The sequence below is a fragment of the Rhizorhabdus histidinilytica genome, from assembly GCF_900167915.1.
In the GTDB taxonomy this organism is placed as follows: domain Bacteria; phylum Pseudomonadota; class Alphaproteobacteria; order Sphingomonadales; family Sphingomonadaceae; genus Rhizorhabdus; species Rhizorhabdus histidinilytica.
Genome location: NZ_FUYM01000005.1, coordinates 207,862 through 227,211 on the forward strand (window position 1 = coordinate 207,862; position 19,350 = coordinate 227,211).

At 69.0% G+C, this 19,350-nt stretch carries 15 protein-coding genes and 2 riboswitches; of the genes, 9 read left to right on the forward strand and 6 right to left on the reverse strand.

Annotated features, from left to right (window positions below; all coding sequences use genetic code 11):
• Positions 1-173: 173 nt before the first annotated feature.
• Complete coding sequence (gene argJ / locus B5X82_RS12885) at positions 174-1,397, reverse strand: bifunctional glutamate N-acetyltransferase/amino-acid acetyltransferase ArgJ (protein WP_079648566.1); 1,224 nt, start codon at positions 1,395-1,397, stop codon at positions 174-176.
• Positions 1,398-1,701: 304 nt separating this feature from the next.
• On the opposite strand from argJ, the gene secA reads away from it, so the two are divergent.
• The 3 genes from secA (at position 1,702) to B5X82_RS12905 (ending at position 6,957) form a co-directional block, all read left to right on the forward strand.
• Positions 1,702-4,440: a preprotein translocase subunit SecA gene (gene secA, locus B5X82_RS12895; RefSeq protein WP_079648568.1), complete on the forward strand. Its 2,739-nt coding sequence runs from the start codon at positions 1,702-1,704 to the stop codon at positions 4,438-4,440.
• 26 nt (positions 4,441-4,466) lie between these two features.
• Positions 4,467-4,838, forward strand: coding sequence for a YbaN family protein (locus tag B5X82_RS12900; protein ID WP_079648569.1), 372 nt, complete (start codon positions 4,467-4,469; stop codon positions 4,836-4,838).
• A gap of 214 nt (positions 4,839-5,052) precedes the next feature.
• Positions 5,053-6,957 (forward strand): PAS domain-containing hybrid sensor histidine kinase/response regulator, encoded by a 1,905-nt coding sequence (locus B5X82_RS12905; protein WP_223811430.1) that lies wholly within the window; start codon positions 5,053-5,055, stop codon positions 6,955-6,957.
• A gap of 241 nt (positions 6,958-7,198) precedes the next feature.
• On the opposite strand, the gene rnhA is transcribed toward B5X82_RS12905, so the two are convergent.
• Genes rnhA through ispH form a run of 3 tightly spaced genes read right to left on the reverse strand, consistent with a single transcriptional unit; the run spans position 7,199 to position 9,562 of the window.
• Positions 7,199-7,639, reverse strand: coding sequence for a ribonuclease HI (rnhA, locus tag B5X82_RS12910; RefSeq protein ID WP_079648571.1), 441 nt, complete (start codon positions 7,637-7,639; stop codon positions 7,199-7,201).
• Positions 7,640-7,649: 10 nt separating this feature from the next.
• Positions 7,650-8,612: a homoserine kinase gene (gene thrB, locus B5X82_RS12915; RefSeq protein WP_079648572.1), complete on the reverse strand. Its 963-nt coding sequence runs from the start codon at positions 8,610-8,612 to the stop codon at positions 7,650-7,652.
• Complete coding sequence (gene ispH, locus B5X82_RS12920; protein ID WP_079648573.1) at positions 8,612-9,562, reverse strand: 4-hydroxy-3-methylbut-2-enyl diphosphate reductase; 951 nt, start codon at positions 9,560-9,562, stop codon at positions 8,612-8,614. Before ispH ends, thrB begins: the two co-directional genes overlap by 1 nt.
• Positions 9,563-9,602: 40 nt before the next feature.
• On the opposite strand from ispH, the gene B5X82_RS12925 reads away from it, so the two are divergent.
• The 5 genes from B5X82_RS12925 (at position 9,603) to gcvPB (ending at position 15,481) form a co-directional block, all read left to right on the forward strand.
• Complete coding sequence (locus B5X82_RS12925; RefSeq protein WP_079648574.1) at positions 9,603-10,349, forward strand: hypothetical protein; 747 nt, start codon at positions 9,603-9,605, stop codon at positions 10,347-10,349.
• A gap of 266 nt (positions 10,350-10,615) precedes the next feature.
• Positions 10,616-10,705, forward strand: a riboswitch (glycine riboswitch).
• 1 nt (position 10,706) lies between these two features.
• Positions 10,707-10,821, forward strand: a riboswitch (glycine riboswitch).
• Positions 10,822-10,868: 47 nt separating this feature from the next.
• Positions 10,869-12,002, forward strand: coding sequence for a glycine cleavage system aminomethyltransferase GcvT (gcvT, locus tag B5X82_RS12930; protein WP_139385098.1), 1,134 nt, complete (start codon positions 10,869-10,871; stop codon positions 12,000-12,002).
• A 3-nt stretch (positions 12,003-12,005) separates the two neighbouring features.
• The gene (gcvH, locus tag B5X82_RS12935) at positions 12,006-12,377 is read left to right on the forward strand and encodes a glycine cleavage system protein GcvH (RefSeq protein ID WP_079648575.1); all 372 of its coding nucleotides are present in this window, start codon (positions 12,006-12,008) and stop codon (positions 12,375-12,377) included.
• 162 nt (positions 12,378-12,539) lie between these two features.
• Positions 12,540-13,910 (forward strand): aminomethyl-transferring glycine dehydrogenase subunit GcvPA, encoded by a 1,371-nt coding sequence (gcvPA, locus tag B5X82_RS12940; RefSeq protein WP_079648576.1) that lies wholly within the window; start codon positions 12,540-12,542, stop codon positions 13,908-13,910.
• Positions 13,907-15,481, forward strand: coding sequence for an aminomethyl-transferring glycine dehydrogenase subunit GcvPB (gene gcvPB / locus B5X82_RS12945; RefSeq protein WP_079648577.1), 1,575 nt, complete (start codon positions 13,907-13,909; stop codon positions 15,479-15,481). The genes gcvPA and gcvPB overlap by 4 nt, the downstream gene beginning before the upstream one ends.
• A 6-nt stretch (positions 15,482-15,487) precedes the next feature.
• Here gcvPB and B5X82_RS12950 read toward each other — a convergent pair whose 3' ends face one another.
• Positions 15,488-17,593, reverse strand: coding sequence for a catalase (locus B5X82_RS12950; RefSeq protein WP_139385099.1), 2,106 nt, complete (start codon positions 17,591-17,593; stop codon positions 15,488-15,490).
• Positions 17,594-17,770: 177 nt separating this feature from the next.
• Here B5X82_RS12950 and B5X82_RS12955 point away from each other — a divergent pair, with 177 nt between their 5' ends.
• The gene (locus tag B5X82_RS12955; protein ID WP_079648578.1) at positions 17,771-18,376 is read left to right on the forward strand and encodes a DUF938 domain-containing protein; all 606 of its coding nucleotides are present in this window, start codon (positions 17,771-17,773) and stop codon (positions 18,374-18,376) included.
• A 4-nt stretch (positions 18,377-18,380) separates the two neighbouring features.
• Here the strand turns inward: B5X82_RS12955 and B5X82_RS12960 are convergent, their stop codons facing one another.
• Positions 18,381-19,349: a ketopantoate reductase family protein gene (locus B5X82_RS12960; RefSeq protein ID WP_079648579.1), complete on the reverse strand. Its 969-nt coding sequence runs from the start codon at positions 19,347-19,349 to the stop codon at positions 18,381-18,383.
• Between the last annotated feature and the right edge of the window lies 1 nt (position 19,350).

A 19,350-nucleotide genomic window follows, 5' to 3' on the forward strand; every position in this document is an offset into this window, starting at 1 on the left:
CTCCCTTCTCCGTCATGCTGAACTTGTTTCAGCATCCACCAGGCCATGCCACCCGGCCATGAGGCCCTTGCGGCACGGTCTCTCCCGATCGCGGGGCCTATCCCTGCACGCCGGTGGACCCTGAAACAAGTTCAGGATGACGGTTGCGCCGAGGACGGTCGCCCGCCGCAGCCTCAACTCCGATAATCGGCGTTGATCGAGATATAGCCGTGGGTCAGGTCGCAAGTCCAAACCGTCGCACGGCCGTTGCCGAGGCCGATGTCGACGCCGATCTCGATCTCGCGTCCCTTGAGATGCGCGGCGACGGGCGCCTCGTCATAGCCCTCGACCGCGAGGCCGCCGGTCGCCACCTGGGTCGCGCCGAAGCGGATCGACAGCCTGTCGCGCTCGGCCGGCTCTCCCGCCTTGCCGACCGCCATCACCACCCGGCCCCAATTGGCGTCCTCGCCCGCGATCGCGGTCTTGACCAGCGGCGAGTTGGCGATCGACAGCGCGATGCGGTGCGCGCTGGCGTCGCTCTCGGCGCCCTCGACCGTGACCGCGATGAACTTCGATGCGCCCTCGCCGTCGCGGACGACCAGCTGGGCAAGCTCCAGGCAGACCTCGTTCAGCGCCGCCTCCAGCGCATCGGCGCCGGGATCGTCCATCGTCTCCAGCCGCGCATGGCCGGCCTTGCCGGTGGCGAAGGCGAGCACGGTGTCGCTGGTCGAGGTGTCGCCGTCGACGGTGATGCAGGAGAAGCTCCGCGCGTTGGCGCGGTTCAGCATCGCCTGGAGCAGCTCGGGCGCGATCGCGGCGTCGGTGAAGACGAAGCCCAGCATCGTCGCCATGTCGGGCGCGATCATCCCCGACCCCTTGACGATTCCGACCAGCTCGACCCGGGTGCCGCCGACCATCGCCGAGGCGCGCGCCGCCTTGGCGAAGGTGTCGGTGGTCATGATCGTCGCGGCGGCCTCCTCCCAGCTCGCCTCGGGCGCGCGCAGCACCGCGTCGATCCCGGCCTCGGCCTTGTCGATCGGCAGCGGCACGCCGATCACCCCGGTCGAGGCGACGAACACGTCGGACGGGCGGCAGCCGATCGCGCCCGCCACCCGCGCGGTGATCGCCTCGACCGCGGCGCGGCCGCGATTGCCGGTGAAGGCATTGCTGTTGCCCGCGTTGACGACGAGCGCGCGCGCCTGGCCGAGCGGCAACGCGGCGCGGCACCATTCGACCTCGGGCGAGGGGCATTTGCTGGTGGTCGTCACCCCGGCGACGACGGTGCCCTCGTCGAGCGCGGCATAGGTCAGGTCGGCCCGGTCCCAACGCTTGTAGCCCGCGCGCGCCACCGCAACACGCACGCCCGCGATCGGCGGCAGATCGGGAAAGGCGGCGGGGGCGAGCGGCGAACGGTCCATGGCACAACTCCGGAAAAGACTGGCGCGCTATAGGAGGAGCGGATGACGTTTGAAATATGGCGTCTGGAATTCCGTTCCATCGTCATCCCGGCGGAGGCCGGGATCTCGGGAGAGGAGAGAAGAGGTCGAGGCAGGAGCCGCCCGAGATGCCGGCCTCCGCCGGCATGACGGATTGGGGAAGGCCGCTACGCCCGCGAATTGACGTAATCGGCGGCGACACCTATCTGCACCGGGATCATTTGCGCGGCGGCCGCGAGGCCGCCTGCGCGCCCTTGTCTCAAGGCCCTTGTCTTAAGGAATGCCCATGCTCGGCGGCCTCGCCAAAGCCATCTTCGGATCGTCGAACGATCGTTATGTGAAGTCGCTGCGCCCGATCCTGCAAAAGATCGCCGGATTCGAGCCGACGCTCGAGGCGATGAGCGACGAGGAGCTGTCCGCCCAGACGGTCAAATTCCGCCAGCGACTCGACGCCGGCGAGACGCTCGATTCGCTGCTGCCCGAGGCGTTCGCCACGGTGCGCGAGGCGGCCCGCCGCGTGCTCGGCCAGCGCCATTACGACGTGCAGATGATCGGCGGCATCGTCCTCCATCGCGGCGAGATCGCCGAGATGCGGACCGGCGAGGGCAAGACGCTGGTCGCGACGCTGGCGGTCTACCTCAACGCGCTGCCGGGCGAGGGCGTCCACGTCGTCACCGTCAACGACTATCTCGCCACCCGCGACGCGGAGTGGATGGGCCGGGTCTACCGTTTCCTCGGCCTGACCGTCGGCGTGATCGTGCCCAACCTGTCGGACCAGGAGCGGCGCGACGCCTATGCCGCCGACATCACCTACGGCACGAACAACGAGTTCGGCTTCGACTATCTGCGCGACAACATGAAATATGACCGCGCGCTGATGGTCCACCGGCCGTTCAACTTCGCGGTGGTCGACGAGGTCGATTCGGTGCTGATCGACGAGGCGCGCACCCCGCTGATCATCTCCGGCCCGACCGACGACAAGTCCGAGCTGTACATGCAGGTCGACGCGATCGTGAAGCAGGTCACCAAGGACGATTACGAGTTCGACGAGAAGCAGCGCTCGGTGGTGCTGACCGAGGACGGCACCGAGCGGATCGAACGGCTGCTGGAGGCGGCGGGCCTGCTCGAAGGCGGCAATCTCTACGCTTTCGAGAACACCCAGGTCGTCCACCACCTGAACCAGGCGCTGCGCGCCAACGTCGCCTTCAAGCGCGACACCGACTATATCGTCAAGGACGAGAAGGTCATCATCATCGACGAGTTCACCGGCCGCATGATGGACGGCCGGCGCTGGTCGGATGGCCTGCACCAGGCGGTCGAGGCCAAGGAAGGCGTGAAGATCGAGCCCGAGAACCAGACGCTCGCCTCGATCACCTTCCAGAATTATTTCCGCATGTACCCCAAGCTGGGCGGCATGACGGGCACGGCCGCGACCGAGGCCCATGAATTCTACCAGATCTACAAGATGAACGTCGTCACCATACCGACCAACCTGCCGGTCCGGCGGATCGATCAGGACGACGAATTCTACAAGAACATGACCGACAAGTTCGCCGCGATCACCCAGGCGATCCGCGAGGCCAAGGAGCGCGGTCAGCCGGTGCTGGTCGGCACCGTGTCGATCGAGAAGTCGGAGCTGCTGTCGGAGTTCCTGACCAATGAGAAGGTCGAGCACAAGGTGCTCAACGCCCGCTATCACGAGCAGGAGGCGCACATCGTGGCGCAGGCCGGCCGGCTCGGCGCGGTGACGATCGCCACCAACATGGCGGGCCGCGGCACCGACATCCAGCTCGGCGGCAACCTCGAATTCCGCATGCTCGACGAGCATCCCGACCTTGAGATCGGCACACCCGAATTCGACGCGGCGGCCGAGCGCATCCGCGGCGAGATCGTCGCCGAGAAGGAAGCGGTGCTCGCCGCCGGCGGCCTGTTCGTGCTCGGCACCGAGCGGCACGAGAGCCGCCGCATCGACAACCAGCTGCGCGGCCGGTCGGGCCGCCAGGGCGATCCGGGCCTCAGCCGCTTCTACCTGTCGCTTGACGACGACCTGCTGCGCATCTTCGGTCCACAGACGATGTTCGCGCGGATGATGAACAAGAACCTCGCCGACGGCGAGGCGATCGTCAGCCCGTGGATCTCCAAGGCGATCGAGACCGCGCAGAAGAAGGTCGAGGCGCGCAACTACGACATCCGCAAGCAGGTCGTCGAATATGACGACGTGATGAACGACCAGCGCAAGGTGATCTACGAGCAGCGCGCCGACATCATGGATGCCGAGACGGTCGACGACGTCGTCACCGACATGCGCGCCGACACCGCCAATGCGATCGTCGGCGGCTGCTGCCCGCCGCATAGCTATCCCGAGCAGTGGGACGTCGAGACGCTCAAGCTGCGCGCCGCCGAGACGCTGGGCATCGCGCCGCCGTTCGACGAGTGGATCGCCCAGGACGGCATCGATCCCGAGATCCTGGCCGAGAAGGTGCTGGCCGAGGCCGACGCGGTGATCGCCGCCAAACGCGCGACGATCGACGACCAGAGCTGGCACGGCATCGAGAAGAGCGTATTGCTTCAGACGCTCGACCATCACTGGAAGGAGCATCTGGCCACGCTCGATGCGCTGCGCCAGGTCATCCACCTGCGCGCCTATGCGCAGAAGACGCCGATCAACGAATATAAGCACGAGGCCTTCGCGCTGTTCGAGCGGATGCTCGTCGCGATCCGCGAGGAGGTGACCCGCGTCCTCGCCCATGTCCGCTTCGAGATGGCGCCGCAGGACTATGCCGAGCTGCCGCCGATGCCCGACTTCGTCACCGAGCATGTCAACGCGCTGACCGGCGAGGACAATTCGGGCGACCGCGACGGCGGCACGCTGGGGATCATCAGCAGCCGGGTGCCGCAGGCGATCGCCGCCCCGGCCGGCGACGATTTCGAGATCACCCCGGAGATCGCGGCGACGCTCGGCCGCAACTCGCTCTGCCCCTGCGGTTCGGGCCGCAAGTACAAGCATTGCCACGGCGCGCTCTAGGACCATCCTGAGGCGCGACCGTCGCCATGCATGATCCCATCAAGCGCTGGGGCTGGTTCGCGCTGGGATGGGTGATGGTCGCACTCGGCTTCATCGGGGCGCTGCTGCCGGTGATGCCGACGACGATCTTCCTGATCCTCGCCGCCGCCTGCTTCAGCCATTCGAGCCCGCGCTTCGAACGCTGGCTGCTCGACCATCGCTGGTTCGGCCCGCCGATCCGGCGCTGGCGCGAAAATGGCGCGATCCCGCGCAAGGCGAAGATCGTCGCGATCGTCAGCATGGCCGGCGGCTATGGCGTGCTGCTGGCGACCGCGGCGCCCGCCTTGTGGATTTGCCTGGCCGTCGCGGCGGGGCTGATCGCCTGCGCCGTCTATGTCGCGACCCGGCCCGACGGCTGACCGCCGGGGCGGGCGTCGGACGCTCGGCGGACGGTTCCGCAATTAACGAAAGTTTACATCAATCGCTTTCCCTTAAGCTCTTTCTGTAACTAAAAGGCCGCAGGGCAGGCACCTGGGGCCAGATTCTTTCGGGCGACCCCGCCGGGAGGATCACGTTCCAGCCGAGGGGAGCAGGTCGATTTCGCTTGAGAGTACAGCCGAGGCCAACCGCCTGCTGACGCTTGCCGAATCGCTCGCCGGCATGGGCCATTGGCGTTCGGATCGCGGCCGCGACACCTATGTCTGGTCGCCCGAGATGTACCGCATCCTCGGCTTCCCGCCCGATACCGCGCCGACCAGCGAGATGATCCGCGCCCATTATCATCCCGACGACATCGACAAGGCCGACCTTGCGGTGGCGGAGACCTTCCGTACCGGATCGCTGCCGATGACGCGGCTCCGCTGGATGCGACCCGACGGACGGACAATCCACGTCCAGATCGCCGGGCAGCTCGACGGGCCCGAGACGATCATCGGCATCCTGCGCGACGTCACCGAGGAGGTCGAGACCGAACGCGCGCTGATCGCCGCACGCGACCAGGCCCGCGCCGCCGAACGTACCCGCGCCGAGATGCTAGAGGTGGTGAGCCATGAAATCCGGACGCCGATGCACGGCCTGCTCGCCGCGATCGACGCGCTGCGCCGCGAGCCGCAGGACAGCCAGCGCCAGGCCCAGTTCGCCAGCTTGAGCCAAGCGGCGACGACGGTCATGAGCGTGGTCGACGACATGCTCGACTATAGCCGTATCGAATCGGGCCGGGTGGTCATCGAGAGCATCAATTTCGACCTGGTGTCGGTTGTCCGCACCACGGTCGACCTCCACAACGGCGCAGCCGCGGCCAAGGGCCTCGGGCTCGACGCGTTCGGGCTCGACGGTGATCCCCGGCCGGTGCGCGGCGATCCCGCCCGGCTGCAGCAGCTGCTGTCGAATCTTATCAGCAACGCGATCAAATTCACCGAGACGGGCCGCGTTTCGATCAGCTTGTCGCCGACGCGTTCCGACGGTGACGCCGACTGGTGGATGATCATCGTCCGCGACAGCGGGCGCGGCATCGGTCAGGAGGCGCTCGGCCGCATCTTCTCGCGGGGGGAGCAGGTCGACGCGGCACGGATGCGGCTGCAGGGGCGGACCGGGCTCGGCCTCGCGATCAGCCAGCAGCTGGCGGAGGCGATGGGCGGATCGATCGCCGCGTCGAGCGATCCGGGCAAGGGCACGACCTTCTCGGTCGAGCTGCCGTTCAAGCGCGCCGACGCCGCGGCGGCCGAGGCGATGGCCGGCAAGGCGACCGGGCCGATGCGCATTCTGCTGGCCGAGGACAATCCGATCAACCGCCGGCTGATGGCGGGCCTGCTCGCGCGCGAGGGACATGAGGTCGTCGCGGTCGAGGACGGCCGCAAGGCGCTGGGGGCGATCGCCACCCAGCCGTTCGACCTGGTGCTGATGGACATGCAGATGCCCGAGCTCGACGGGCTCGAGGCGACCCGCGCGATCCGCGCGCTCGATCCACCCGCATCGGACACGCCGATCCTGGCGATCAGCGCCGATTCGATGCCCGAGCGGCGCCGCGTCTATTTCGAGGCGGGGATCGACAGCTTCCTGCCCAAGCCGATCGTCTCGGGCCAGCTGCTCGACATGATCGGCACGATGCGCCGCAACCGGCCCGCCATGGCGGGGGCGGGCGGCGACAGCTTCGACCGGGAGCGGCTCAACCTGCTCGTCGAGACGGCGGGCTATGCCGACGCCGCGGTGCTGATGAAGATGCTGATGTTCGACGTCAGCGACCGGCCCCGGCGCATCGCCGCCGCGGTACGCGCGCAGGCCTGGGACCTGGCGATGGCCGAGACCGAGGCGCTGCGCACACTGCTCGACAGCTTCGGCACCTTCAGCCTGTCGCGCCTGCTCGCCGCGATCGCCCGCCAATGCGCCCGGCAGACCTGCCCGCCGGCGGTGATCGACGAGTTGTTCGATCAGGCGAGCAAGCTCGGCGTGCTGCTCCAACACGAGATCGGCTCGGTCCCCACCCAGATCGCCCAGGCGATCGACAATGTCGTAGAAACCGATTTCTCCCGAAATCGGTAGTTTGTTTGTTGGGCCCTCAGGCGCCGGGCGCGAGGCATCCGCCTCGCTTGGCTATCCTCGCATAAGCTCGGGCGGCCATTCGGCCTTACGGGACGCTGCGCGTCCCGTTCCACCGCAAGAGCTTGACCTCGGAGCCCGGAGGGCTCCGCAAGCGCGAATGCGCGCCCGAGCTTATGCGAGGATAGCCAAGTGCGCGGATGCGCACGCCGGCGCCTGAGGCCAAACAAACAAAAGCTCGGGCTTACAGCCCGAGCGCCGCGTCGCTCGCCAGCTTGTCGGCGCGTTCGTTGTCGGGATGGCCGGCATGGCCCTTCACCCAGATCCATTCGATCCGGTGCGGCGCCGCGGCGGCGAGCAGGCGCTGCCAGAGCTCGGCATTCTTGACCGGCTTCTTGTCGGCGGTCTTCCAGCCATTCTTGCGCCAGCCGTGGATCCACTTGGTCAGCCCGTCCATGACGTAGCGGCTGTCGGTCGACAGCTTGACCCGGCACGGCTTCCTGAGCGCTTCCAAGGCGCTGATCGCGGCCATCAGCTCCATGCGATTGTTGGTGCTGGGGTTCTCGGCGCCCGACATCTCCTTCTCGGTCGCGCCGAAGCGGAGCAGCGCGCCCCAGCCGCCGCGCCCGGGATTGCCCTTGCACGCGCCGTCGGTCGCGATCTCGACGAGGGGAAGCTCGGTCATGGCGGAAAGGTCAGGCCGCGACGAGCGTTTCGGGATCGGCCTCGGCATAGAAGTCGAGCCGGCGCAGGAAGGCGATCGGGTCCTTGCGGGTGACGAGCGCGTCGGCCGGCGTATTGAGCCAGTCCCAGGCGCGGGTCAGCAGGAAGCGCAGGCACGCGCCGCGCGCCAGGATCGGGAAGGCGAGCCGCTCGTCGGTCGACAGGCCGAACTGGCGGTCGTAGCCGGCGATCAACGCCCGGCCCAGATCGGCGTGGTAGCCGGTGCCGTCATTTTCGAAGCACCAGGCGGCGTGGGTCACCGCCACGTCCCAGGCGCGGATGTCGGTGCAGGCGAAGTAGAAGTCGATGACGCCGCTCACCTCGTCGCCCAGCATCAGCACATTGTCGGGGAAGAGATCGGCGTGGATCACCGCGGTCGGCAGGTGGCGCGGCCAGTTCGCCTCCAGCCACTCGACCTCCGCCATCACCCGGCCGCGCAGGCCGGGCTGGATATGGTCGAGGTCGGCACCGCACCGCTCGGCCAGCGCGCGCCAGCCAGCGAGGTCGAGGCTGTTGGGCCGGCCGAGCCGGAAGTCGGCGAGCGCCTTGTGCATGTCGCCGAGCGCCCCGCCCGCCGCGCGCGCCTGCGCCGGGGTCGGATGGGTGACCGACACGCCCGACAGGAATTCGATCAGGCAAGCGGGTCGCCCGGCCAGCGTCTGGAGCTGCTCGCCGCGCCGGTCGCGCAGCATGCGCGGGATGTTGAGGCCCTTGGCGGCGAGATGGTCGGTCAGCGCGCAGAAGAAGGGCAGGTCGTCGACGTTCACCCGCTTCTCGTAAAGCGTCAGGATGAAGCGGCCGGCGGTCGTCTCGATCAGGTAGTTGCTGTTCTCGACCCCCTCGGCGATTCCCTTCGCCGACAGCAGCGTGCCGACGTCGTAACGGTGGAGGAAGGCGGTCATCTCCTCCGTGGAGACCTGCGTGTAGACGGCCATCAGGCGACCAGCGCCCTGGGGAGCTTGAACAACATGTCCTCCGTCACCGATTCGACCTCGCATTCGCGGACGGCGAAGCGGGTCGCCAGCATATCGACCAGTTCGCGCACCAATATCTCGGGCGCCGAGGCGCCGGCGGTGATGCCCAGCGTGGCGACGCCGTCGAGCCAGGCGAAGTCGATCTCGGCCGCGCGCTGGATCAGCCGAGCCTTGACGCCCTGCCGCTCGGCCACCTCGACGAGGCGCAGCGAGTTGGAGCTGTTGGGCGCGCCGATCACCAGCATCGCGTCGCATTTCGGCGCGATCGCCTTGACCGCAGCCTGGCGGTTCGAGGTGGCGTAGCAGATGTCCTCGCTGCGCGGCGCCTCGATCTGCGGGAAGCGGCGGCGCAGCACGCCGATGATCTCGACGGTGTCGTCGACCGACAGGGTGGTCTGGCTGAGGAAGGCGAGCGGGGCGCCGTCGGGCACCGCCACCGCCTCGGCGTCGGCGGCGGTCTCGACCAGCGTCATCACGCCCTCGGGCACCTGGCCGAAGGTGCCGATCACCTCGGGATGGCCCTTGTGGCCGATGAACAGGATATGGTGGCCGTTCTTCACCAGCCGCTCGGCCTGGCGGTGGACCTTCGACACCAGCGGACAGGTCGCGTCGAGATAGTTGAGCCCGCGCTCGGCGGCCTTGGCAGGCACCGCCTTGGGCACGCCGTGCGCCGAGAAGACGACGGGGACGTCGTCGGGTACCTCGTCGAGCTCCTCGACGAAGATCGCGCCCTTCGCCTTCAGGTCGTCGACGACATATTTGTTGTGGACGATCTCGTGCCGGACATAGACGGGCGGGCCGTATTTCTCGATCGTCAGCTCGACGATGCGGATCGCCCGGTCGACGCCCGCGCAGAAGCCGCGCGGCGCGGCGATCAGCAGGTCGAGCGGGGGAAGAGCGGTATCGGCCATGGCTGGGCCTTAGAGCCTGATCACCGAAGGGGAAAGCGCTTTGCGCTTCCACCTCAAACGATCACACACTATGCATTGCGCCGACCGACGGCCGGGCGGATGTGCATCGCCCGGTGATGAAGTGAAGGATGCCGACCCCGTGCAGTTTCCCAAGACCTCCGCGATCCTCCTTGCCATGCTCGTGCTCGCGGCCTGCAAGACGGATACCGAGTTCGACGAGCGCGGCGGCTTCCGGATCGCCCGGTCGGCCTGCCCGGCGACGGCGATCCCGACCTATACGGGCGACATCACCCTGTTCAATCCGCCGGCCGAGCGCCGCGCCGAGGCGATCGACGTCACCGCCAGCATCGCCAACCTGCGCGCCACCTGCAACGAGGCCGGCAACGGCCCGCAGATCCAGGTGACCGCCGAGTTCGACGTCCAGGCGCGCCGCGCCACCGCCGGCCCCGCACGCACCGTCACCCTGCCCTGGTTCGCGACGGTGCTGCGCGCCGGCACCAAGATCGAATCGAAACAGCTCGGCCAGGTGTCGATCGTCTTCCCCGAGGGCCAGCTGCGCGGTACGGTCCACACCTCCGCCACCGCGATGGTCTCGCGCGCCGCGGCGACCCTGTCCGAGGACATCGTCCGGCGGATCAACCGCAAGCGCAAGGCGGGCGACGCCGACGCCGCGCTCGACCCGATGAACGAACCCGCGGTGCGCGAAGCGGTCAACAACGCCAATTTCGAGCTACTGATCGGCTTCCAGCTCACCGAGAGCCAGCTCGCCTACAACGCCGCGCGCTGATTTTTTAGACCCTCAGGCGCCGGGCGGCCAGCATTCGCTGGCCTTGGCTTTCCTCGCATAAGCGACGGCGCAGCCAGCGCGAGGCGCTGGCGAGCGCGGAGCGCGGAGCTCGGCGGCCGTTCGGCCTTGCGGGCCCTTCGGGCCCGTGTCCTGCTTCGATCGCCCCTCCTTCGAATCTGTGGATCGTTTCGGGCGCCGCCACATCGGTCGTTGACTTGGGAGCGGCGCCACGCCAAGGCTGGCCGCGTCGTCGCCGGGATACCGGCGCTGACCATGCGGGAGAGCGTCGGGGAGACCCGGCCGCCGAAGGAGCAACCGCCCCGGAATCTCTCAGGTCAAAGGACCGCGTGGTTAGGATCGACACTCTGGAAAGCGGATGGGCGGCCTATAGGCTGGTCATCCCACCGAAGGGGTAAGCCGGACCGTCTCAGGTGCGGCGAAAGCTCTCAGGTTCCGTGACAGAGGGGGCCATGATCGACGGGCGAACCGCGCCCGGCGTCACTGGCCGTCACGGAGAGCATTGTGAGCGAAGACCTGACCCCCGAAGAGCAGGACGACATCATCCAGACCCTGCCGCTCGACCGGTGGCACCGCGACCAGGGCGCGCGCATGGTGCCCTTCGCCGGCTATTCGATGCCGATCCAATATGAAGGCATCCTCGCCGAGCATCTGTGGACCCGCGAATCGGCGGGGCTGTTCGACGTGTCGCACATGGGCCAGCTGCTGGTCAGCGGCGACGGAGTCGATACGGCGCTCGAGGCGCTGATGCCGGGCGACTTCGTCAATCTCGGCGTCGACCGGATGCGCTATTCGCTGCTGCTCGACGATCAGGGCGGCATCCTCGACGACCTGATGGTGACGCGCCGCGCGGGCGACTTCTACCTGGTCGTCAACGGCGCGACCAAGGCCGACGACATCGCCCATCTCCACGAACATCTGCCCGAGGAACTGACGCTCAACCATCTCGACGAGCACGCGCTGCTGGCGCTGCAGGGCCCCAAAGCGGTCGACGCGCTTTCCCGTATCTGCCCCGGGGTCGAGATGCTGACCTTCATGACCGCCGGCGCGTTCGAGCTGGCCGGGGCGCCGGTGTGGATCAGCCGCTCGGGCTATACCGGCGAAGACGGGTTCGAAATCTCGCTCCCCGCCGAGGCGGCCGAGGCGGCGGCGACGCTGCTGCTCGCCCAGCCCGAGGTGAAGCCGATCGGCCTGGGCGCGCGCGATTCGCTGCGGCTCGAGGCCGGTCTGCCGCTCTACGGCCACGACCTCGACACCGATACCGATCCGGCGACCGCCGGCCTCGGCTTCGCGGTGCCCAAGCGCCGCCGCGCCGAGGGCGGCTTTCCGGGCGCGACCCGGATCGTCCGCGACCTGCGCGAGGGCCCCGCCCGCAAGCGGATCGGCCTGATCCTCGCGGGCCGCCTGCCGGCGCGCGAGGGCGCGCCGATCTTCGACGGCGACACGCCGGTCGGCGCGGTCAGCTCGGGCGGCTTCTCGCCCTCGCTGCAGGTGCCGATCGCGATGGGCTATGTCCAGGCGGCCAGCGCCGAGCTCAACCGCCCGCTCCAGATCGAGGTGCGCGGCAAGCGGCTCGACGCCGTCGTCGCCCCCATGCCTTTCGTCCCCCACCGTTATGTCCGCCAAGGGAGCTGACCGATGACGACCTATTTCACCGAAGACCATGAGTGGATCACCGTCAACGGCGGCACCGCCACCGTCGGCATCACCGATTATGCGCAGGCCCAGCTCGGCGACATCGTGTTCGTCGAGCTGCCCGCCGCCGGCGCCAACGTCGCCAAGGGCGGCGAGGCCGCGGTGGTCGAATCGGTCAAGGCGGCCTCGGACGTGTTCGCCCCCGTCACCGGCACGGTGAGCGAGGTCAACGCCGCGCTGGAGGAGGACCCCGCCCTGGTCAACAGCGCACCCGAGGGCGACGGCTGGTTCTTCAAGCTCGCGCTCGCCGACCCGGCCGAGCTCGAGGGCCTGATGGACGCCGCCGCTTACAAGGCGTTCTGCGAGGGATTGTGACCCTCTCCCCCTCCCTTTCAAGGGAGGGGGGCCGGGGGGTGGGTGCGAGCGCAGCTCTAGCATCCTCGGCCTCCCGCACGGCTACGCCGAGGGGCATCGAGCCCCCCGGCTCCGCCACCCACCCCTAGCCCCTCCCTTGAAGGGAGGGGGGAGTAACGTGCGATGCGCTACCTGCCCCTCACCGATGCCGATCGTTCGGCGATGCTCGCCAGGATCGGCGCCGCCTCGATCGACGACCTGTTCGCCGACGTGCCCGAGGCCGCGCGCCTCGCCGGGCCGATCGCCGGTCTGCCCGCTCATGCTTCCGAGCTGGCGGTCGAGCGGCATATGAGCCGGCTCGCCAGGCGCAACCTGTCGGCGGGGGAGGCGCCCTTCTTCCTCGGCTGCGGCGCCTATCGCCACCATGTCCCGGCCAGCGTCGATCACCTGATCCAGCGCGGCGAGTTCCTGACCAGCTACACCCCCTATCAGCCCGAGATCGCGCAGGGCACGCTGCAGGCGCTGTTCGAGTTTCAGACACAAGTGGCGCGGCTGTTCGGCTGCGACGTCGCCAACGCCTCGATGTATGACGGGTCGACCGCCTGCTGGGAGGCGATCACCATGGCCCGCCGCGTCACCAAGCGGGCGAAGGCCGTCCTGTCGGCGGGCCTCCACCCGCATTATGTCTCGCTCGCCAAGACGATGGCACGCTTCACCGGCGACCGGCTCGACGTCGCCATCCCCGATCTCACCCCCGGCGCGCCCGGCGACGACATGGCCCGCCTGCTCGCTGCGATCGACGGCGAGACGAGCTGCGTCGTCGTCCAGAACCCCAATATCCTCGGCCATGTCGCCGACCTGTCCGAGCTGGCGGCACGGGCCCATGAGAAGGGCGCGCTGCTGGTCGTCGTCGTCACCGAGCCGGTGGCGCTCGGCGCGATCCGCTCGCCCGGCGAGATGGGTGCCGACATCGTCGTCGGCGAAGGCCAGTCGATCGGCGTCGGCCTCAACTTCGGCGGTCCCTATGTCGGCCTGTTCGCCTGCGCCGAGAAGCATGTCCGCCAGATGCCCGGCCGCCTCGCCGGGGTCACCGCCGACGCCGACGGCCAGCGCGGCTTCGTGCTGACCCTGTCGACCCGCGAGCAGCATATCCGCCGCGAGAAGGCGACCTCGAACATCTGCACCAATGCCGGGCTCTGCGCGCTCGCCTTCTCGATCCACCTGACCCTGCTCGGCGAGACCGGGCTGCGCCGCCTGGCCGAGCTCAACCATGCCGGCGCGGTCGCCGCGGCGGAGCGGCTGGCGCGGGTTCCCGGTGTCGAGCTGGTCAACGGCGCCTTCTTCAACGAGTTCACCCTGAAGCTGCCCCGCGAGGCGCGGCCGGTGGTCCGCTCGCTCGCCGACAAGGGCATTCTCGGCGGTGTCTCGCTCGGCCGGCTCTATCCGGGTGAGGCGAGCCTCGCGGGCGGCCTGGTCGTCGCTGTGACCGAGACGGCGAGCGGGGAGGACGTCGAAACCCTGGCCCAGGCCCTCGAAGCGGAGATCGCGGCATGAGCATGAACAGCGAAGGCCGCGTGACGCGCCCGGAAACCACCGTCGCGGCAGCGCAGGCCCCGGCGACCTTCACAGGCAACCGCGCGCTGATGCTCGAGGAAGGCCTGATCTTCGAGCGCGACGACTATGCCCGCACCGGGGTCGACCTGCCCGAGGCACCACGCGTCGCGGGCCGCCTCGGCGGGCTAGAGCGCAGCCGCCCGATCGGCCTGCCCGGCCTGACCGAGCCCGAGGCGGTGCGCCACTACACCCGCCTCAGCCGGCAGAATTACGCGATCGACCTCGGCCTGTTCCCGCTCGGCTCGTGCACGATGAAGCATAACCCGCGCCTCAACGAGAAGATGGCGCGCCTGCCCGGCTTCGCCGACATCCACCCGCTCGCGCCGGTCGATACGGTGCAGGGCGCGCTGGCGGTGATCGACGAGCTGGCCCAGTGGCTGATCACCCTGACCGGCATGCACGCCGTCGCGATGAGCCCCAAGGCCGGCGCGCATGGCGAGCTGTGCGGCCTGCTCGCGATCCGCGCCGCGCACGACGCGGCGGGCAGCGACCGATCGGTGATCCTGGTCCCCGAATCGGCGCACGGCACCAACCCGGCGACCGCCGCCTTCTGCGGCTACAAGGTCGAGAACATCCCGGCGACCGCCGACGGCCGGGTCGACCTCGCCGCGCTGACCGCCCGGCTCGGCCCCGACGTCGCCGGGGTGATGATCACCAATCCCAACACCTGCGGCCTGTTCGAGCGCGACATGAAGCGCATCTCGGACGCGGTCCATGCGGCTGGCGGCTATGTCTATTGCGACGGCGCCAACTTCAACGCGATCGTCGGCCGGGTGCGCCCCGGCGACCTCGGCATCGATGCGATGCACATCAACCTGCACAAGACCTTCTCGACCCCGCATGGCGGCGGCGGTCCCGGCTCGGGCCCGGTGGTGCTGTCGGAGGCGCTGGCGCCCTACGCTCCCCTGCCCTTCGTTGCCAGGCAGGCCGACGGCAGCTTCAAGCTGGTCGAGGAGGAGACGGCGGGCGAGGATCATCCCGGCAGCTTCGGCCGCATGACCGCCTTCCACGGCCAGATGGGCATGTTCACCCGCGCGCTCACCTATATCCTCAGCCATGGCGCCGACGGCCTGCGCCAGGTATCCGAGGATGCGGTGCTCAACGCCAACTATGTCCTGCGCAGCCTCGACGACCTGCTCGACGCGCCGTTCGGCGACAGCGGCCCGTGCATGCACGAGGCGCTGTTCAGCGACGAGGGGCTGGCGCAGGGGTTCACCACGCTCGACATCGCCAAGGGGCTGATCGACGAGGGCTTCCACCCGATGACGATGTACTTCCCGCTCGTCGTCCACGGCGCGATGCTGATCGAGCCGACCGAGACCGAGAGCAAGGCGGCGCTCGACCAGTTCATCGGCGCGCTGCGCTCGGTGGCGAGCCGTGCCAGGGCCGGAGACGAGGCGCTCAAGGCCGCCCCCGCGCTCGCCCCGCGGCGCCGCCTCGACGAGACCGCCGCCGCGCGCAAGCCCGTGCTGGTGTGGAAGGACGACGCACTTCCGCAGGCGGCGGAGTAAGCCCCTTCAGGCCGGCAGGCCTGCGGCGTCGAGGTCGACCTTCAGCTCGCGGTCCCAGAAGCGGAGCCGGCCGCAGGCGGTGACGAACGCCTTCGCGTCGGCCTTGCCGGTCAGTGCGACGAAGCCTTCGTCGATGTCCTCGGGCGCGATCCCCGCCTTCTCGAACAGCAGCGTCGCCGCCTCGCTGTGGCCGATGAATTTGCAGTGGGCGAAGGCGTCGCTGACGAAGTCCCTGGCGGTCTTGTCCTGGGCGAGCATCGCCGCCCCTTCGGGCGAGAGGATGACGGCGATCGCATCGTAGAGCACCGACGACCCGCCGTCGATCTTCTGCTGTGCCTCGATCATGGCGCCGTCCGACAACCGCGCGCCCGTTATATGCGGCGCCACGATCTCGCATACGCCGCGCTCGGCCGTGACGGTTTCGATCAGGCCGTTGACGATGGCCGCATCGGCGCCGTGGCTGACGAGGATGCCGAGCTTGCGCCCTTCGAATCGCATCGGCCCCCGCTTGACGATCGACAGGGCGTCGGAAGGCGGCAGATCGGTGCGCGGCTCGATCGCCGCTGGATGCGGCTCGGGCAGTCGGGGCAGGCCGAGGCCGGTCGCGACCGCCTGCGCCAGGTCGGGATGGATGTTGCGCAGATGTGCGACCATCCGTTCGCGGATGTCCGGGCGCAGGCATTTGCTGAGCTCGAACACCAGCGCATCGCCGATATGCTTCTGCTCGATCGGCGTCTGGCTGACGAAGAACTGCCGCGCCTGGCTATAATGGTCGGCGAAGGTCGCCGAGCGGACCTGCTGGCGGCTGCCGTTCTCGGCCGCGGCGAAATGGCGATAGCCGGTCGCGGGGTCCTCCTTCGGCCCCACGCCCCAGCTGTTCGGTTCGTAGTTTACCCGGCCGCGCGGGTTGCGCATCGCCATGTGCCCGTCCTGCTGATGGTTGTGGATCGGGCAGCGCGGCGCATTGATCGGGATATGGGTGAAGTTGGGCGAGCCGAGCCGCTTCAGCTGGGTATCGAGATAGGAGAAGTTGCGCCCCTGCAGCAGCGGATCGTTCGAGAAGCCGATGCCCGGCACGACGTTCTGCGTGCAGAAGGCGACCTGCTCGGTCTCCGCGAAGAAATTGTCGACCCGGCCGTCGAGCACGAAGCGGCCGATGATCTCCACCGGCACCTGTTCCTCGGGAATGATCTTGGTCGGGTCGAGGACGTCGAATTCGAAGCGCTCGGCGAAATCATCGTCGAACAGCTGGACGCCCAGGTCCCATTCGGGCGGCATGCCCGCCTCGATCGCGTCCCACAGGTCCCGGCGATGGAAATCGGGATCGGCGCCGTTGATCTTCAGCGCCTCATTCCACAGCACCGACTGCAGGCCCAGCCGGGGCTTGAAGTGGAATTTGACGAAGCAGCCCTCGCCCTTCGCGTTGATCAGCCGGAAGCTGTGGACGCCGAACCCCTCCATGAAGCGGAAGGAGCGGGGGATCGCCCGGTCCGACATGACCCACATGATCATGTGCATGCTTTCGGGCGTCAGGCTGATGAAGTCCCAGAAATTGTCATGCGCGGTCTGCGCCTGGGGGAATTCACGGTCGGGCGCGGGCTTGGCGGCGTGGATCAGGTCGGGGAATTTGATCGCGTCCTGGATGAAGAACACCGGGATGTTGTTCGCGACGATGTCCCAGTTGCCCTGCTTGGTATAGAATTTCGCCGCGAAGCCGCGGACATCGCGGGACAGGTCGAACGATCCCTTGTTGCCGATCACGGTCGAGAAGCGGACGAACATCGGCGTCGTCTCGCCGACCTCGGTAAGCACCGCCGCGGTGGTATAGTCGCTGAGCGACCTGTCGAGGGTGAAGCGCCCGTGGACGCCATAGCCGCGCGCATGGACGACCCGCTCGGGAATCCGCTCATGATCGAAGTGGAAGATCTTCTCCCGGAAATGGAAGTCCTCCAGCAGCGTGGGGCCCTGCTCGCCGATCTTCAGCGAATTCTGGTCGTCGGCCACGGCGACGCCCTGCTGGGTGGTGAGGACGGTCTCCTCTCCCTCGCTGGGGGTCTGGTGGGTCTCGCCGCCGGTGCCGGGGTTGCGCTTCGCATAGAAAGGGTCGGCCATGATGCTCCTCCTCGGCATGAAGCCCGCCCAACGGATGAGATCGATACCGGTCGCCGCCGGCGCCAGCGGTCTCGACGAAGCGTAGTCGTTTCCCGACCGGATGCCGCGCGCTTCCGGCCTGGACGGTGCCGGCGGCATCCGGGATGACGAGGCCGCCGGGAGGACTATAAGCACGCCATGACCGACGCCCGCCGCTTCGCCCCCGCCACCGCGCGCAACCGCGAGCCGATCGCCGCGATCCTGCGCGACGTGCTCCCTCCCGAAGGCACCGTGCTCGAAGTGGCCAGCGGCACCGGCGAGCATGCGATCTTCCTCGCGCAGGCCTTCCCGCACCTCGTCTGGCTGCCGAGCGATCCCGACCCGTCGGCGATCGCCTCGATTCGCGCCTGGGCCGAGGCGGTGCGCCTGCCCAACCTCCGTCCCCCGCTGACGATCGATGCCGCCGCCGCCGACTGGCCGGTCGACCGCGCCGACGCGATGCTGTGCGTCAACATGGTCCATATCAGCCCGTGGGAGGCGACGGTCGGCCTGATGCGCGCGGCCGGGAGACTTCTGCCGGCTGGCGCGCCGCTGGTCCTCTACGGCCCCTATTTCCAGCAGGGCGTCGAGACGGCGCCCAGCAACCTCGCCTTCGACGCCGACCTGCGCCGCCGCGATCCGCGCTGGGGCCTGCGCCGGCTGGAGGATGTCGTCGCGCTGGCCGGGGGCGAGGGGCTGCGGCTGGAGGCGGTCCACCCGATGCCGGCCAACAACCTGACCGTCGTGCTCCGCCGCGAGGGCTGACCGATCAGGCTGCGGCCGCGCGCGGCGGGTGCAGCCAGGCGGCCATCGCCGCGACCGCCCTGGCGACCGGCATCGGATGGACATGATCGCCGGCGAGGTCGAGCACCGCCTGGGCGATCGCCGCGAGTTCCAGCGGGCGGCCCGCGATCGCGTCCTGCGCCATCGAGGTGAGGAAGGGCCCCGCGCGGCGGGTGATCGCGACCAGATCGTCGACGCTTTCGCGCGGCGCCTGGCCGTCGAGCGCGGCGAGTGCCAGCGTCTCCGCCAGGATCGCGCGAACGATGCCGAGCAGGCGATCGTCGTCGCACATCTGCGCCAGCGTCGCGCGGCTGACGGCCGACAGCGGGTTAGTGGCGAGATTCAGCGCGATCTTGCTCCACAGCACCTGCCGGATCGACGGCGCCACCGGACAAGCGATCCCCGCGCCTTCCAGCGCGGTGGCGATCCCGGGCAGGGCGTCGTCGCCGCCGGCCACCGCGCCAATCACCATCCGCTCGCCGCCCTGCGATTCGACCATGCCGTCGGCGTCGAGCGCGGCGCGCAGGAACAGGACGGCGCCGACCACGCTCGCAGGGTCGATCGCCGCGGCCAGCCGCCCGCCCGGATCGACCGCCTCGATCGCGCCACCCGGTGCGCCGTCCGCCTGGCGGTACCACCAGGGCAGGCCGTTGCAGAGCGGGACGATGCTGGTGCCGGCATGGCGCGCCGCGACGATCGCGTGGAGCAAGGCGGGCAGCGCGTCGGCCTTGACCGCGAGGAACAGCGTGTCGCAGGCGATCGCCGCCCCGCTCTCGGCGACCGCCGGCCGCGCCGCCTGCACCGTGTCGCCGATGCGGACGCGCAGTCCGTCGCGTTCCACCGCCGCGCGGCGCGGTCCCCGCGCGAACAGCACGACCTCCTCGCCCGCCGCGGCGAGGCGGCAGGCGATGGTGCTGCCGATCGCGCCGGCGCCGATCACGCCGAACCGCGCCATG